20 protein-coding genes and 1 riboswitch are annotated in these 15,157 nt (G+C 71.4%); of the genes, 15 read left to right on the forward strand and 5 right to left on the reverse strand.

Annotated elements, in window-relative coordinates; all coding sequences use genetic code 11:
• Positions 1-32 precede the first annotated feature (32 nt).
• The 3 genes from AB0F15_RS07495 to cobA are packed head-to-tail and all read left to right on the forward strand — an operon-like array spanning position 33 to position 3,393.
• Positions 33-239 carry a hypothetical protein gene (locus AB0F15_RS07495; protein WP_360266672.1) on the forward strand — a complete coding sequence of 69 codons (207 nt, stop codon included), beginning with the start codon at positions 33-35 and terminating at the stop codon, positions 237-239.
• Positions 236-2,107, forward strand: coding sequence for a hypothetical protein (locus AB0F15_RS07500; RefSeq protein WP_360266674.1), 1,872 nt, complete (start codon positions 236-238; stop codon positions 2,105-2,107). The genes AB0F15_RS07495 and AB0F15_RS07500 overlap by 4 nt, the downstream gene beginning before the upstream one ends.
• A 47-nt stretch (positions 2,108-2,154) precedes the next feature.
• On the forward strand, positions 2,155-3,393 hold the full coding sequence (gene cobA, locus AB0F15_RS07505) for a uroporphyrinogen-III C-methyltransferase (RefSeq protein ID WP_360266677.1): 1,239 nt from the start codon (positions 2,155-2,157) through the stop codon (positions 3,391-3,393).
• A 125-nt stretch (positions 3,394-3,518) separates the two neighbouring features.
• Here the strand turns inward: cobA and AB0F15_RS07510 are convergent, their stop codons facing one another.
• Together AB0F15_RS07510 and AB0F15_RS07515 are read right to left on the reverse strand one after the other, a co-directional pair.
• Positions 3,519-3,665, reverse strand: a complete 147-nt coding sequence (locus AB0F15_RS07510; protein WP_360266679.1) for a hypothetical protein — start codon at positions 3,663-3,665, stop codon at positions 3,519-3,521.
• 12 nt (positions 3,666-3,677) lie between these two features.
• Positions 3,678-4,556: an alpha/beta hydrolase gene (locus AB0F15_RS07515; protein WP_360266682.1), complete on the reverse strand. Its 879-nt coding sequence runs from the start codon at positions 4,554-4,556 to the stop codon at positions 3,678-3,680.
• A 135-nt stretch (positions 4,557-4,691) separates the two neighbouring features.
• Here AB0F15_RS07515 and AB0F15_RS07520 point away from each other — a divergent pair, with 135 nt between their 5' ends.
• Both AB0F15_RS07520 and AB0F15_RS07525 read left to right on the forward strand, forming a co-directional pair.
• The gene (locus AB0F15_RS07520) at positions 4,692-5,534 is read left to right on the forward strand and encodes a crotonase/enoyl-CoA hydratase family protein (protein WP_360266685.1); all 843 of its coding nucleotides are present in this window, start codon (positions 4,692-4,694) and stop codon (positions 5,532-5,534) included.
• 10 nt (positions 5,535-5,544) lie between these two features.
• Positions 5,545-7,248 carry an AMP-binding protein gene (locus AB0F15_RS07525; RefSeq protein WP_360266688.1) on the forward strand — a complete coding sequence of 568 codons (1,704 nt, stop codon included), beginning with the start codon at positions 5,545-5,547 and terminating at the stop codon, positions 7,246-7,248.
• 22 nt (positions 7,249-7,270) lie between these two features.
• Here the strand turns inward: AB0F15_RS07525 and AB0F15_RS07530 are convergent, their stop codons facing one another.
• Together AB0F15_RS07530 and AB0F15_RS07535 are read right to left on the reverse strand one after the other, a co-directional pair.
• Positions 7,271-7,663 (reverse strand): hypothetical protein, encoded by a 393-nt coding sequence (locus AB0F15_RS07530; protein ID WP_360266690.1) that lies wholly within the window; start codon positions 7,661-7,663, stop codon positions 7,271-7,273.
• Between the two features lie 25 nt (positions 7,664-7,688).
• Positions 7,689-8,192: a hypothetical protein gene (locus AB0F15_RS07535; protein ID WP_360266693.1), complete on the reverse strand. Its 504-nt coding sequence runs from the start codon at positions 8,190-8,192 to the stop codon at positions 7,689-7,691.
• Between the two features lie 315 nt (positions 8,193-8,507).
• On the opposite strand from AB0F15_RS07535, the gene AB0F15_RS07540 reads away from it, so the two are divergent.
• The 8 genes from AB0F15_RS07540 (at position 8,508) to trxA (ending at position 12,818) form a co-directional block, all read left to right on the forward strand.
• Complete coding sequence (locus tag AB0F15_RS07540; protein WP_360266696.1) at positions 8,508-8,717, forward strand: hypothetical protein; 210 nt, start codon at positions 8,508-8,510, stop codon at positions 8,715-8,717.
• A gap of 194 nt (positions 8,718-8,911) precedes the next feature.
• Positions 8,912-9,529, forward strand: a complete 618-nt coding sequence (locus AB0F15_RS07545; protein WP_360266699.1) for a CDP-alcohol phosphatidyltransferase family protein — start codon at positions 8,912-8,914, stop codon at positions 9,527-9,529.
• Between the two features lie 100 nt (positions 9,530-9,629).
• Positions 9,630-10,016, forward strand: a complete 387-nt coding sequence (gcvH, locus tag AB0F15_RS07550; protein ID WP_360266702.1) for a glycine cleavage system protein GcvH — start codon at positions 9,630-9,632, stop codon at positions 10,014-10,016.
• 114 nt (positions 10,017-10,130) lie between these two features.
• The gene (gene garA / locus AB0F15_RS07555; RefSeq protein WP_360266705.1) at positions 10,131-10,601 is read left to right on the forward strand and encodes a glycogen accumulation regulator GarA; all 471 of its coding nucleotides are present in this window, start codon (positions 10,131-10,133) and stop codon (positions 10,599-10,601) included.
• Positions 10,598-11,344, forward strand: a complete 747-nt coding sequence (locus AB0F15_RS07560) for a MerR family transcriptional regulator (RefSeq protein ID WP_360266708.1) — start codon at positions 10,598-10,600, stop codon at positions 11,342-11,344. Before garA ends, AB0F15_RS07560 begins: the two co-directional genes overlap by 4 nt.
• 216 nt (positions 11,345-11,560) lie before the next feature.
• The gene (locus AB0F15_RS07565) at positions 11,561-12,034 is read left to right on the forward strand and encodes a bifunctional nuclease family protein (protein ID WP_009078856.1); all 474 of its coding nucleotides are present in this window, start codon (positions 11,561-11,563) and stop codon (positions 12,032-12,034) included.
• A gap of 41 nt (positions 12,035-12,075) precedes the next feature.
• Positions 12,076-12,471: a MerR family transcriptional regulator gene (locus AB0F15_RS07570; protein WP_360266712.1), complete on the forward strand. Its 396-nt coding sequence runs from the start codon at positions 12,076-12,078 to the stop codon at positions 12,469-12,471.
• 11 nt (positions 12,472-12,482) lie between these two features.
• Complete coding sequence (gene trxA / locus AB0F15_RS07575; protein ID WP_360266714.1) at positions 12,483-12,818, forward strand: thioredoxin; 336 nt, start codon at positions 12,483-12,485, stop codon at positions 12,816-12,818.
• On the opposite strand, the gene AB0F15_RS07580 is transcribed toward trxA, so the two are convergent.
• The gene (locus tag AB0F15_RS07580) at positions 12,799-13,410 is read right to left on the reverse strand and encodes a TetR/AcrR family transcriptional regulator (RefSeq protein WP_360267129.1); all 612 of its coding nucleotides are present in this window, start codon (positions 13,408-13,410) and stop codon (positions 12,799-12,801) included. The two genes, trxA and AB0F15_RS07580, sit on opposite strands and share 20 nt — an antisense overlap.
• 298 nt (positions 13,411-13,708) lie before the next feature.
• Between AB0F15_RS07580 and AB0F15_RS07585 the strand changes: the two genes are divergently transcribed.
• Positions 13,709-14,287, forward strand: a complete 579-nt coding sequence (locus AB0F15_RS07585; RefSeq protein WP_360266717.1) for a MerR family transcriptional regulator — start codon at positions 13,709-13,711, stop codon at positions 14,285-14,287.
• Positions 14,288-14,329: 42 nt separating this feature from the next.
• Positions 14,330-14,428: riboswitch (glycine riboswitch) on the forward strand.
• A 308-nt stretch (positions 14,429-14,736) separates the two neighbouring features.
• On the forward strand, positions 14,737-15,138 hold the full coding sequence (locus AB0F15_RS07590) for a hypothetical protein (protein ID WP_360266720.1): 402 nt from the start codon (positions 14,737-14,739) through the stop codon (positions 15,136-15,138).
• Positions 15,139-15,157: the final 19 nt, after the last annotated feature.

Raw genomic sequence — 15,157 nt, forward strand, 5'->3', positions numbered from 1 at the left:
GCCGAGACGTTCCGCGCGCGCCTGGTCAGGACTTGCCCGCGGACAAGCGCCACGCTTCGGCGGCCGTGCGCCAGTTCGCCTTCCGCGCGAAGAGCCTGCTCGTGGAGCTGGCCGAAATCTCCCTGGAGATGGCGCAGCTGGTCATCGCCGACGACGAAGCGGGCGACCCCCGGCTGCCGTCGTGGTTCCTGGTCGAGGCCGCCCGCGACCTGCCGCGGCTGGTCGCGGCGCGCGCATGAGCGGCGCTCGCGTCGAAGCGAAGCGCCGCGAGCGCCGGAACCAGGCGATCGCCGACGGCTGGGACCGGGCGCGCTCCCACACCGTCCTCGACCACCTCGCCCGCGGCGCGAGCCTGAGCCAGGAGAGCCTGACCGGCGTGGCCGGCTGGGCCGTCGTGAACGACCGCGGGCTGATCACCCCGAACCGCGCCCGCGACGCCGAGCGCGGCGAATGGGCGTGGGTGTTCGCGCACCTGCTGCTGCACCTCGGCCTCGGCCACCTCGACGACGAGCAGCTCGCCGACGTGGAGCTCGGCGAGCCCTACGGTGCCGCGTGCTGCGTCGCCGTCCACCGGTTCGCCGAGGCCGTCCGCGTCGGCACGCCCCTGGTGACGCTGCCGGATCTGCCGGGCACCGACGAGCTCGCCCTGAGCCGGGCCTGGCGCGAAACCGGCGTACCGGAGCCGTTCCGGTTCCTCGGGACGGGCGGCGCGCGGCCGTGCCTGACGCTCGCGCCCCCGATGAGCCGCCGGCAGTGGCAATACCACGGGAAGCCGAAGCCGTGGACCGAGCGCTTCGCCCGCGGGCTGATCGCGTCGGCCACCGAGGCGATGGAACGCGCCGCGGACGCGCGCGGGCAGGCCCGGCACCACCGGGCGACGGGGGAGTGGGACCGCGCGCTGTCCTGGTTCGTCTCCTCGTTCCCGCTGCTCGGCGCGGTGGCCGCCGGATTCACCCTGGTCGTCGACGCCGAGGTGGTCCGCGCGTGGGACATCTCCCTCGCCGCGGTCGACGCCGAGCACGGCGAGATCTACGTCAACCCGGCCGCCGCGCTGACCGCCGAGGAGTGGCGGTTCGTCCTGGCCCACGAGATGCTGCACGCCGCGCTGCGCCACGACCGCCGGGCGCTGGGCCGTGACCCGTACCTGTGGAACGTCGCCTGCGACTACGTGATCAACGGCTGGCTGGTCTCGATGGGCGTCGGCGAACTCCCCCACGGCGTCCTGCACGACCAGCAGCTCACCGGGATGTCCGCGGAGTCGGTCTACGACACGCTGACCACCGACATCCGCCGCGCCCGCAAGCTGCTCACCCTGGGCTCGCGCGAGGTGGGCGACGTCCTGGGCGACTGGCTGACCGAGCCGGAGGCGGCGCAGCGGCGGTCGTCGAAGCGGGCGGAGGCGAAGCCGCTGCCGTGGCGCGACGGCGACCGGACCGGCGGCGTCGACCTCGACGAGTTCTACCGCCGGGCGCTGACGCAGGGACTCCAGTACCACCACGCCCAGGGCCGCGGGCTCCTGCCGGCCGGCCTCGAGCAGGAGATCCGCGCCCTCGACCACCCGCCGCTGCCGTGGGACGCGCAGCTGGCCCGCTGGTTCGACGAGCACGTCCGGGTGGAGGCGGCGGTGCGCAGCTACGCGCGGGCGTCGCGCCGCCAGTCGGCGACCCCGGACATCCCCCGCCCGGGCCGGGTCCGCCCGGAGCGGCTCGACCGGCGAGTCACCTTCGGCGTCGTGCTGGACACCTCCGGCTCGATGAACGCCGAGCTGCTCGGCAAGGCGCTGGGCGCGATCGCGTCGTACGCGCTGGCCAGGGACGTCCCGGCGGCGCGCGTGGTGTTCTGCGACGCCGTCGCCTACGACGCCGGCTACCTCGCGGTGGAGGACATCGCGGGCCGCGTCAAGGTCCGCGGCCGCGGCGGCACCATCCTGCAGCCCGGCGTCGACCTGCTGCAGCGCGCCGAGGACTTCCCGGCGGACGGCCCGATCCTGATCATCACCGACGCGCAGTGCGACCACGTCCGGCCGCGGCGCGAGCACGCGTACCTGGTGCCGCGGGGCGCGCGGCTGCCGTTCGTGGCCCGCGGGCCGGTCTTCCGCGTGGCGTGACCCACGCTGGGCTGGCGCACCGGTGAACCGCCAATAAACTCCCGGCCATGGACGACCCGCACTACCTTTCCGGCCTCCAGCTCACGGGCCGCCGCGTCGTGATGATCGGCGGCGGCACGGTCGCGCAACGCAGACTGCCCCGGCTCATCGGCGCGGGCGCCCGCGTGGAACTGGTGTCGCCGCACACCACGCCGTCGGTGCAGGGGATGGTGGACGCGGGCGAGCTCGTCTGGCACGAACGCCCCTACGCCGAGGGTGACCTTCGCGCCGCCTGGTACGCGCTCGCCTGCACGAACGACCCGGAGGTCAACGCCGCCGTCTGCGCCGAGGCCGAGCGCGAGCGGGTGTTCTGCGTCCGCGCCGACGAGGGCGAGTCCGGCAGTGCCGTGACCCCGGCGTCCGGCCGGCACGGCGGCCTGCTGTTCGGCGTGCTCTCCGGCGGCGAGCCGCTGCGCTCGGCCGCGGTGCGCGACTCGATCCTCGACGGCCTGCACAACGGCACGATCGAGGACGGCCGTCAGCCGCACCCGGAGGGCAGCCTGCCCGGGGTGGCGCTGGTCGGTGGCGGCCCGGGCGACCCGGAGCTGATCACGGTCCGCGGCCGGCGCCTTTTGTCCCGCGCGGACGTCGTCGTGGTGGACCGGCTGGCGCCCCGCGAACTGCTCGACGAGCTCGCGCCCGAGGTCGAAATCGTCGACGCGGCGAAGATCCCGTACGGCCGCGCGGCGAGCCAGGACGTCATCAACAGCACGCTGATCGAGCGCGCGAAGGAAGGCAAGTTCGTCGTCCGGCTCAAGGGCGGCGACCCGTACCTGTTCGGCCGCGGCTTCGAGGAGGTGCTGGCCTGCGCCGAGGCGGGTGTCCCGGTGACGATGGTCCCCGGCATCACGAGCGCGTTCGCGGTCCCGGCGGTGGCGGACGTCCCGGTGACCCACCGCGGCGTGGCCCACGAGGTGGTGGTGGTCTCCGGCCACGTCGCCCCCGGCGACGACCGGTCACTGGTTGACTGGGAGCTGCTGGCCCGGATGCGCGGCACGATCGTGCTGATGATGGGCGTGGAGCGCCTGCCGCAGTTCGCGGAGGCCCTGCTGGACGGCGGCCGTGCGGCGGACACCCCGGTCGCGATCGTGGAGGACGGCACGATGCGCACCCAGCGCACCCTGCGGTCCACTTTGGACAAGGTGGTCGCGGACGCGGCGGCGGCCGGGGTCCGGCCGCCGGCGGTGATCGTCATCGGCCCGGTGGCCGGCCTCGCCCCGTGTCCTGAGGGGACCCGTGAGCCGTGACTCGCGTGACTGGGGCCGTAACTCGCGTGATCTAAGCCGGAACTCGCGAGACCCGGCTTAGATCACGCGAGTTACGTGCTCAGTCACGCGAGTTACGTTCCGGATCACGCGAGTTACGGATCTGATCACGTGGGGCGCGGCCGGCCGGCGGCGGCGAGGATCGCGTCGGCGACTTCGGCGATAGGCTTGCGGCCGTCGATGAAGCGGTGGAGCCAGCCCGCCGGCACCGGATCGGGGGGATCGGTGTTACCGGTCACCCACACCAATGGCATGGGCGAAGCACCTCAGTCCGCGTAGCAGCTCGCGGCGAAGTCGCGGATCGCGTCCGACAGCCGGGTCGGGTCCAGGCGGAGTTCGACCGGGCTGCGGGCCTGGACGAACTCCGCGTCCGGCATGTCGAGCGCCAGGGTGTCCGCGTCACCGAACGGGTGGATCGGGTCGCCCTGGTGACCGATCACCAGCGCGCGGGTCGTGATCTTGCGCCGGACCGCCTTCGGCGGCGCGATCCGGCCGAACAGCACGCCGTGGATGAGCGCCGCCATCGGGGCCGGGCGCTGCGAAAGCGTGTCCGTGACGACGTCGACCCACTGGTTGCCGTGCGGGACCAGCGACGCCGCCAGCGCCACCGCCTGCACGGTGAACGGCAGGAACCGGGCCGCCATCAGCAGCGGGGCGAAAGTGACCAGCCCGGCGACGATCGCGTTGTCCAGCACCGGCATCTCGACGATCAGCCCGCGCGCCCGGGAAGGCGCCTTCACCGCCACTTCGAGCGAGACGTTCGCGCCCAGCGACGTCCCGCCGATGACGGCGGACGACACCTCGAGGTGGTCCAGCAGCGCCAGGGTCTGTTCGGCGAACGAGGGCATCGAGTACAGCCACGACTCGGTCGGCCGGTCGGAGTCGCCGTGGCCGAGCAGGTCGAGGGTGATCACCCGGAACCCGGCGTTGGCCAGCCGGCGGGCGAGAGGGGCGTGCATGCGGCGGGTCAGCATGATGCCGTGGGTGAGGACGACGACCTTGTCGCCGCTGCCGAACTCGGTGTACCAGAGCCGGTGGCCCTCGTGGTCGAACGAGCCGGTCAGCTCTATCGGGCGGGACTCGCGCCGGGCGGGCGGGGCCGGGGGATCCGGCTCGATCAGGGTCGCGCTGCCGGCCGGGCTCATGTCCCACCGTCCTCCCCGTATCGCGGTCACTTACGTCCAGGAAAACATCCCCTGATCACCTTGGCACAGTGACCACGGCATCAATTGACAACGTGCCAATGGCGGGTCGTCGCGGGCATGGGTCAAGATGACCCAATGACCGCTACTGCTGACAGTCTGCCCGACCTCGTCTCCCTGAAGGTCGACGTCGACGGCCACGTGGCCGAAGTGACGCTTCTCGGCCCGTCGAAGGGCAACGCGATGGGGCCGGACTTCTGGCGCGAGCTGCCGCTGGTGTTCCGCGCGCTCGACGCCGACCCGCAGGTCAGGGCCGTGGTGCTGACCGGGAGCGGGGCGCACTTCTCCTACGGCCTCGACCTGCCGGCGATGATGGGCGACTGGGCGCCGATGCTGGGCGGGGACAACCTGGCCGGACCGCGCACGGCGTTCCTCGACCAGGTCCGGTCGCTGCAGGCGGCGGTCAGCTCGATCGCGGAATGCCGCAAACCGGTCATCGCGGCCGTTTCGGGCTGGTGCATCGGCGGCGGCGTCGACGTGGTCGCCGCCGCGGATATCCGCCTGGCCAGCGCGGATGCCAAGTTCAGCGTCCGCGAGGTGCGCGTCGCCATCGTGGCCGACCTCGGCAGCCTCCAGCGCCTCGCCTCCATCGTCGGCGAAGGCCACCTGCGCGAGCTCGCCCTGACCGGCAAGGACATCGACGCCGCGCGCGCCGAGAAGATCGGGCTCGTCAACGACGTCCACGCCGACCAGGAGGCGCTGCTGAAGGCCGCGCGGGAACTCGCCGGGGAGATCGCTGCGAACCCGCCGCTCGTGGTGCAGGGTACGAAGCAGGTACTGGCGACGAACACCGAGCGCCAGGTCGCCGACGGCCTCCGGTACGTCGCGGCGTGGAACTCGGCGTTCCTGCCCAGCAAGGATCTCGGCGAAGCCGTCCAGGCGTTCATGGAACGCCGCAAGCCGGAGTTCAAGGGCGAGTGAAGGAGGCAGCGTGAGCGCTTCGGAGGTCCACCACGCGTTCCGCGCGGCCCGGGACTACCTGCAGACCCACCGCGAGGCCTACGAAACGGCGTACCGGGACTTCGCCTGGCCGCAGTTCGACGAGTTCAACTGGGCGATCGACTGGTTCGACGTCGTCGCACACGACCCGGGCAACGCCGACCGGTACGCGCTCTGGATCGTCGAGGAAGACGGCCGCGAGAACCGCTGGACCTACCCGGAGATGTCCGGCCGGTCCAACCAGGTCGCCAACTGGCTGCGCGGCCTCGGCGTCCGCCGCGGCGACCGGCTGATCCTCATGCTGGGCAACCAGGGCGAGCTGTGGGAGACGATCCTCGCCGCGATCAAGCTCGGCGCCGTGATCATCCCGGCGTCCACCCTGCTCGGCCCGGCCGACCTGGCCGACCGCGTGGAGCGCGGCGCGGCCAAGCACGTCGTGGTCCGCTCGGTGGACGCGCCGAAGTTCGACGGCGTGGCGGGCGGCTACACCCGGATCGCGGTGGGGGAGCCGGTCGAGGGCTGGCACCCGTACTCGGCCGCGTTCGCCGAGTCCCCGGAGTACACCCCGGACGGCCCGACGAAGGCCGGCGACCCGCTGCTGCTGTACTTCACCTCCGGCACGACCGCGAAGCCGAAGCTGGTGCAGCACACGCACGTCTCCTACCCCGTGGGCCACCTGTCCACGATGTACTGGATCGGGCTGGAGCCCGGCGACGTCCACCTGAACATCTCCTCGCCCGGCTGGGCGAAGCACGCGTGGAGCAACTTCTTCGCGCCCTGGAACGCCGAGGCGACGGTGTTCCTCTACAACTACAGCCGGTTCGACGCGGGTGCGCTGATGGCGCAGATGGACCGGTGCGGGGTGACCAGCTTCTGCGCGCCGCCGACGGTGTGGCGGATGCTCATCCAGGCCGACCTGAGGGCGCTGAAGACGCCGCCGCGCAAGGTCGTGGGCGCGGGGGAGCCGCTCAACCCCGAGGTGATCGACCAGGTCGAGAAGGCGTGGGGCGTCACCATCCGCGACGGCTTCGGCCAGACGGAGAGCAGCGTCCAGATCGCCAACACGCCCGGTCAGGACGTCGTGCCCGGCTCGATGGGCCGCCCGCTGCCCGGTTTCGTCGTGGCACTGGTCGACCCGGTCAGCGGCGAGCGCGCGACCGAGGGCGAGATCTGCCTCGACCTCGCCCACCGGCCGGTGGGCCTGATGACCGGCTACACCGGCGACGACGAGCGCACGTCGGCGGCCTTCGGTGGCGGCTTCTACCACACGGGAGACGTCGGTTCGATCGACGAACGCGGCTACCTCACCTACGTCGGGCGCACCGACGACGTGTTCAAGGCGTCGGACTACCGGATCTCGCCGTTCGAGCTGGAGAGCGTCCTCATCGAGCACGAGGCGGTGGCCGAAGCGGCCGTCGTCCCGGCCCCCGACCCGATCCGGCTCGCGGTGCCCAAGGCATACGTCGTGCCGGCGGCGGGCTTCTCACCGGACGCGGCGACCGCGCGGTCGATCTTGGCCCACTGCCGCGAGCACCTGGCGCCGTACAAGCGGATCCGGCGGCTCGAGTTCGCGGAACTGCCGAAGACGATCTCCGGCAAGATCCGCCGCGTCGAGCTGCGTGGCCGCGAGAACGACCCGAAGCGGCCGGTGGGCACCGAGTACCGCGAAGAGGACTTCCCCGACCTCAAGTCCTGACGGGCCGGGCTCGCGGGCCCGCTCAGGTGCGGGTGCCCTCGACCTGGCGGCCGTCCTCCGTCGAGCACGCCGTCACCGGGTCGTTCGCGCCGCTGCCGCACGTCCACTCGCCGATCGCGAGCGGGCCGGGGCCGTCGGGGGAGGCGGCCTCGGCCGGCGTGAGCTTGGCGAAGTAGTCCTTCAGCAGTGTCGCCGCCGCGGCGCAGTCGACCTTCCCGTGGGCGACGACCGTCGTCTTCGCGCCGCCGCTGCCGGGGACGTCGCCGCACGGCACGCCCGGCGCCGTCGACTCCGCGGCAGCGACCGCGGCCGGCGCGGCGGAAGACGGCGCGGCGGGCGCCGGGTCGCCGCCACCGCAGCCGGCCAGTGCGGCGGTCGCGGTGACGAGCAGCAAGGGGTAGGCGAGTGTCTTCATGGGCCCTTCAGGGAACGGGAACGGATCACTCGGACGGCACGACGGCGGCGAACACCGTCTGCTCGCCCTTGGTACAGGTGGTGCCGCCCTGCGCGGCCGGCGGACCGGAGGTGCACAGCCAGCCGTCGACGGTCTCGTTCACCGCGTCGTTCGAGCCGGCGCCCTGGCGCCCGGCGATCTTGCGGTGGAAGTCGCCGACCAGCTTCGTCGCCGTGACGCAGCTGACGCCGGCGGAGCCGCTGTCGAAGACGTAGAGCGTCAGCCCGCTGGCGGCGGTCACCGTGCCGCACGCCCCGGGCACCGACGGCGGCGGCCCGGACGGCTTGGTCGCCGGGGCCGGCGCGGACGAGCCGTCACCGGCGGCGGGCGGAGGCTGCGGGGTGTCCGGCGACGTCGTCGCGGGCGCCGGGGCCGTCGAGGACGGCGGGGCCGGGGGAGCCTGCGCGGCCGGGGCGCCGGAACAGGCCGCGAGCACGGGCAGGGCGAGGCAGGCCACGAGCCACGTCCTCGTGGTGGTCGGGTGGGGCACCGCGATCCTTCCTGCCCGCCTGGCTGGTCCGGTCATTCTGGCCCATCCGGGCCGGGGCCCCGCGGATCGACGCGCCCACGGGTGTGCCGGAGATTACTCCAGCGGGGTGGCGGCCCGGACCGGTGGCTGCCGTCAAAATGTCCACAGTGGACGATTAACATTCCGTTCACGCTCCGAAACCTCACGCTGTCATCAAGAATCGATCGGTCTAATTCGGGCCGTGGCGGTTAACATCCCGGCCCCGCGGGCCGAAGATCATGGTGGAGGCCGACGAGCTTCCCCGTCCCCGACACCCGCACCGAATCCGTGAGAGCGATGAACGCCGACGCAGTCACCAGCACCGAAGACCCGTCCAGTCCGCCGACCGTCCCGAGCACCGTCGTCTGGTGCGGCGGCCGCCCGTACGTCCTCGAGGGACGCGCCGGCCGCGCCCGCTGGATGGGCACCGACTACCGCGGCCGCCCCGAGTCGCTGAGCAGCGCGGAGCTGCAGCGGCGCGGGTGGAGCCACCGCCGCGCCAGCTGACGCCGGGCCGGGCCGCGCCAGGGGGGCGGCCCGGATCCCGTCCACGTCGGGGCTCTCCGTGGGGTGCTCGGGCTCAAGTCGTCCGGCGCCCGGTACGTCCGATTGCCTGCCGCGCCCTCCGCGCCTCGCACTTCCGGGGCAGCGCGCCCCGCACCACCAGGCGACCGGGCGCCGCTCCGCTGTTTAATGGCCCGGTGAGCACAGCCGCCCCCGAACCCGCCGCTCCGGCGGATCCCGAGCCGTCGCTGCTGCGGCAGGCCCTGAACGTCCCCAACATCCTGTCCTTGCTGCGGCTGGCCGGGGTGCCGGTGTTCCTGTGGCTGCTGCTCGGCCCGAAGGAGGACGGCTGGGCGCTCGCGCTGCTGGTGTTCAGCGCGCTGACCGACTGGCTCGACGGCAAGCTGGCCCGCTGGCTCAACCAGATGTCCCGGCTCGGGCAGCTGCTCGACCCGGCCGCCGACCGGCTGTACATCCTCGCGACGCTCGTCGCCTTCCTGGTCCGCGACATCATCCCGTGGTGGGTCGTCGTGCCGCTCGTGCTGCGCGAGGCCGTGCTCGGCGTCTGCGTCGTCGTGCTGCGCCGCCGCGGGTTCGCGCCACCCGAGGTCACCTACATCGGCAAGGGGGCCACCTTCGTCCTGATGTACGCCTTCCCGTTCCTGCTGCTCGCGCAGGGTGGCTCCGCCCTCGCCGCGGTCTGCCGGCCGATCGGCTACGCCTTCACCATCTGGGGAGGCGTCCTCTACGTCTGGTCCGGCGTGCTCTACGTCGTCCAGGCACGCAACGCGCTCCGCGGGGCCGCGGAGCACTGAGGGCGACACTTTCGCCGGGTCGTGGCGGGCGGCTGCGCCGTGTGGGTGTAAGACTTCGCGCAACACGTTTCGCCAGTGAGGGCATGAAAGGGGACCGTCGGTGTCCGCTCCTGAAGAGCTTCGCTACACCGAGGAACACGAGTGGGTCGCCACCCGGGGCGAGGACACCCTCGTCCGCGTCGGCATCACCGAGTACGCGCAAGACCAGCTCGGGGACGTCGTGTTCGTCGACCTGCCCGAGGTCGGCCGTCAGGTGACCGCGGGCGACGTGTTCGGCGAGGTCGAGTCGACCAAGAGCGTCTCCGAGCTGTTCGCGCCGGTCGACGGCGAGGTCGTCGCGGTCAACGACGCCGTCGCCGACTCGCCCGAACTGATCAACAGCGACCCCTACGGCGAGGGCTGGCTGGTCGAGATCCGGCTCGACGACCCGGCGGGTCTGGAAGCGCTGCTCGAAGCCGAGGCGTACGACGCGCTGACCAAGGGCTGAAGCCCGCTCCGCCGGTTCGGGGAGCCGGGGCTCGGAGAATCGATCAGGCACGGTACGTTGGCAGCTACACGTTCTTGAGTACTGGCAACACAGCATGTGTGGAGGAGAGCTCAGGTGAGCACGAACGACGGGCCCGGCGGCGTTCCCCCGGAGCAGTCTCCGGAGCGGACCTCTGTCTTCCGGGCCGACTTCCTGGCCGAAGTCGAAGGCCACGAGTCCACCCCGGCCCCGGAGGCCCCGGTCCAGGGTGTCGACGCCCTGCCCGCGGGTTCGGCCCTGCTGGTCGTGAAGCGCGGGCCGAACGCGGGTTCGCGGTTCCTGCTCGACCGCGACACCACCAGCGCCGGACGGCACCCGGACAGCGACATCTTCCTCGACGACGTCACGGTCTCCCGCCGGCACGCCGAATTCCGGCGTGAGGGCGGCGAGTTCGTCGTCATCGACGTCGGCAGCCTCAACGGCACCTACGTCAACCGCGAGCCGGTCGACCAGGCGGTGCTCGCCGGCGGCGACGAGGTCCAGATCGGGAAGTTCCGCCTGGTCTTCCTGACCGGCCCGGGGCACGGGGGCCAGGGGGCGCAGTGACGGCGGCCGGACGGCCACAGAACCATGGACTGAGCATCGGGGCCGTGCTGGCGCAGCTGCGCGGCGACTTCCCCGATGTCACCATCTCCAAGATCCGGTTCCTCGAAGCGGAAGGCCTGGTCCAGCCGGGCCGGACGGCTTCGGGGTACCGGCAGTTCGCCGCGGCGGACGTGGAGCGTCTGAGGTTCGTCCTGGCCGCCCAGCGGGATCACTACCTGCCGTTGAAGGTCATCAAGGAACAGCTGGACGCGGCGGACTCGGGAGCCGGGCCCGCCGCGGCCCTGCCCCGCCCGCCGCGCCGGCTGGTGCCGATCGACGTGACGGCCGAGAACGTCGGCCTGCCCGTGGCGGAAGACTTCGCCGCGGGCAAGGAGCTGCGCCTGACCCAGGAGGAAGTCCTGGAGCAGGCGGGCATCGACGCGGCCGCGCTGGCCGAACTGCAGCAGTACGGCCTGGTCCGGTCCGGGCCCGCGGGGTTCTTCGACCCCGACGCGGTCCTGGTCGCCCGGACGGTCAAGGCGCTGACCGAATTCGGGATCGAACCGAGACACCTGCGCGCCTTCCGCGCCGCGGCCGACCGCGAGGTCGGGCTGCTGGAGCAGATCGTGACGCCGGTGTACCGGCACCGCGACCCGGAGGCCAAGGCGAGGGCCGACGAGGTGGTGCGGGAGCTCGCGGCACTGTCCGTGACCCTGCACACGCTCCTCGTGAAGGCCGGGATCCGCGGCGTCTCCGGATGTTGATCGATAACGAGGCAGTGAGATCCTCTTTGCGGTCCCATGTCAATGACTGAATGTTCGGCACTGCATGCCGTACCGTGAAGGCACGGGTTTGCGGCAGGCGAACCGAGAGAGTCCGGACAGCGAGCACAGCGCACGGATGACGGGTAGCGTCGACAGTGAGGGCGCGAAGCCGTTATGGCGCTGCCGCCCGTGTGCACGAGAGGGAGGCGAAGCCCGATGAGCGAAATGCGCGTCGTCGGTGTGCGGGTCGAGCTGCCCGCGAATCAGCCGATCTTGTTGCTGCGGGAGACCGAGGGTGAACGGTATCTGCCGATCTGGATCGGCTCGGTCGAAGCCACCGCCATCGCCTTGGAGCAGCAGGGGGTCCGCCCCGCCCGTCCGCTCACGCATGACCTGCTGAAAGAGGTCATCGGAGCGCTGGGCCGGGAGCTGGAGCAGGTCGTCATCACCGACCTGAAGGAAGGCACGTTCTTCGCGGAGCTCGTCTTCGACGGTGACATCCGGGTGTCCGCCCGGCCGAGCGACTCGGTCGCGCTGGCCCTGCGGATCGGCGTCCCCATCCACGCCGTGGACGCGGTGCTGGAAGAGGCCGGCCTGATCATCCCGGACGAGCAGGAGGACGAGGTCGAGAAGTTCCGTGAATTCCTCGACTCGGTTTCCCCGGAAGACTTCCGCGGAGCGGATACGTGAGACCTTGCCTTGACGCGGACGTCAACGTCTAGCGTCGGGGTATGCGGATCGGAGAATTGGCGCAGCGCACGGGTACCACCACCCGTGCGCTGCGTTTTTACGAGGACCAGGGCCTCCTGTCGGCCCGGCGCTCGGCGAACGGCTACCGCGAGTACGACGAGGACGACCTCCAGCTCGTCAGGGAGATCCAGACGCTGCAAACGGTCGGCCTGACCCTCGAGGAGACCCGGCCGTTCGTCGACTGCCTGCGCAGTGGCCACGAGACCGGCGACGCGTGCGCGAGTTCGATCGAGGTGTACCGCCGCAAGCTCGAAGAGGCCGACGCCCTCCTCGCGCGGCTCGGCGGCATCCGCACCCAACTGGCCGCGAAGCTGGCGGGCGCCCTCGCCCGGCAGGCGCCCGATCCGTGTGTCGTGCCCGCATCCCCGCGCCCGTGAAGGAGCCCCTCATGTCCGAAGTCACCGAAGTCACCGATGCGACCTTCGCCGAGGTCCTCGGCAGTGACGTCCCCGTGCTGGTCGAGTTCTGGGCCACCTGGTGCGGGCCGTGCCGGATGGTCGGCCCGGTGCTGGCGCAGCTGGCCGCCGAGCGGGACGGCGAGCTCGCCGTGCGCAAGATCAACGCGGACGAGAACCCGGAGACCACCCGCTCCTACCGGGTCATGTCCCTGCCCACGATGATCCTCTTCCGCGGCGGCGAACCGGTCGAGACGATCGTCGGCGCGTTCCCGAAGGCCCGCATCGAAGACCGCCTCGACCGGGCTCTCAAGGCGCCGTCGCTTTGACGAAGGTGTCCGCCAGTTCGCGCCCGTACTGCTCGAGGTCCAGGGACGGGTCGGCCGCGTAGGCCGCGGCGACGCCGTCGATGGCCTGGGCGATGGCCATCGCCATCACCGCAGGCGTGAACTCGCCGAACACGCCCTCGGACTGGCCCTGCCCCAGCTGGCGGGCCAGTCCGTGCACGCGCAGGTCGTCGACCAGCACCTTCGTCATCACCCAGCCGTCGGCGTCGTCGGCGTTGGCGGCCAGCTCCGTCAGCGCCCGGACGCATTCGGGGTACGCGCGCAGGAACGCGACGGACGTCTCGATGTGGGCCCGCAGGTAGCCGGGCCGGTCGGCCGGGTCGAGGCCGCCGCCGGTGCGCTCGGTGAGGAACTCGTGCTTGGTCTCGACGACGGCGCTGAGCACGGCCTGCATCAGGCCCGCCTTGTTCGTGAAGTGGTACGAGATCAGCCGCGTGCTGCTGAGCCCGGCGCGCTCCTTGATCTTGGCGAAGGTGGTGCGGCGGTAACCCAGGTCGGCGAGGACGCCGATGGTCGCGCCGATGATCTGCGCGCGGCGCGCGGCCTCGGTGACGCTGAGGCCCAGCTCGGCCATGTGGGCGGTGTTTACTTGCATGAGTAAAAAATAACACAGCTGAGTAAGATCGTCGAACGCGTTTGAACCGCCGTGGACGGGGTACGGCGAACGGCTCAAAGGCTCAGCCGACCGTTGAGCCTTGCCGCGCGTCGCGTTGACCGGTGTTCTCCTGGCGCTTACCGTCGGAGGAGGCAAATCGTCACGGTGTGATTCACGGTCTGGGGCCGAACCGTGGCGGTTGATCTCCGGCGGGTCCCACTCTGGGACCGTCCGGCTGTCATTCGCCGGCCGCCTGGTCGGGCGAGGGGAGGCTTGCGTGGTCGAGGCTGGTTCCGAGAAGCAGCCTGTCGAGGTCGCAACCGGTGAGCAGGGTGAACTGTTCCCCGACGAGTCGCTGCCCGACGAGCTGGTGGGCTACCGGGGGCCGGCGGCGTGTCAGATCGCCGGGATCACCTACCGCCAGCTCGACTACTGGGCCCGGACCAAACTGGTCGCGCCCAGCATCCGCACCGCGCACGGCTCCGGCTCGCAGCGGCTGTACTCGTTCAAGGACATCCTGGTCCTCAAGGTCGTCAAACGCCTCCTGGACACCGGCGTCTCCCTCCAGAACATCCGCGTCGCCGTCGACCACCTGAGCGTCCGCGGGGTCCGCGACCTGGCCAGGGTGACGCTGTTCTCCGACGGCACCACCGTCTACGAATGCACGTCGCCGGAGGAGATCGTCGATCTGCTCCAGGGCGGTCAAGGCGTCTTCGGCATCGCCGTCAGCGGAGCGATGCAGGAAATCAGCGGCACCATCCACGACTTCCCCGCCGAACGCGCCGACGGCGGCATCGTCGAGACGCACCAGCCGGACGAACTCACCCAGCGCCGCAACGCCCGCAAGACCGGGTGATCACCGCTGCGGCGGACGGAGTAAGGTTCCCCTTGCGGTCGACGAATCCGCGCGGGAGAGTCCGAGCCTCATATTGAGCTCGGCGCCGAAGGAGCAAATCCTCCCCGGAACCTCTCAGGCACCCTGGACCGCGCGGACGAGACGCCTCTGGAAAGCGGGTCGTCAGGACACCACCTGATGGCCCCGCCGACGGTGCAAGCCCGGTTCAACCACGCGGGCGAAACTCTCAGGCGCCCGGAAACGGGTACGGACAGAGTGGGGAGGCTTTTCCTTCCGGTTTCCGCGAGCTCTGTGCTGATCGTTCGCGTTGTCGCCGGTCGCGGCGCATCCCGGGGTGATGGGTGGTCGCACGCTGAGAGACGTCTCGGGGCGATCCGGATCTTTACCCTCGGTACGTTGCCGATCAGCGACTGCTCGCCGTTGGCGGAGCTCGGGATCCAGGAGGGGAAATGGACCGGTTGCAGCGATCGCTGACATTGGTGGCGGCTTTGGTGCTGTCTTCCGGCGGTTTGGTGGCGGCCACCCAGGAGGCCGCAGCCGCGACCGGTGACGCGGCCGGTGCCGTCGTCAGCCCGGCGGATCCGAAGCCCCCTCTCACGGCCAGCAATCCCGGCCCCCAGACCGGCACCGCCGGCGTCCCGGTCACTCCGGTCCAGCTTTATTGCTACCACCAGAACTACATTTGTGACTGGACCATCACGGGCCTGCCGCCGGGTCTGACCTACACGTCCTACGGGAAAATCAGCGGCACGCCGACGACGGCCGGTCACTACACCGTCAACGGCACGGTGAAGGACGTCATCGATCAGCGGACCGCCACCACCTCGTTCTCCTGGACCATCAACCCGTAGCCGTGGACAGGCCGGCACA

It is taken from the genome of Amycolatopsis sp. NPDC026612, from assembly GCF_040638285.1.
Taxonomy (GTDB): Bacteria; Actinomycetota; Actinomycetes; order Mycobacteriales; family Pseudonocardiaceae; genus Amycolatopsis.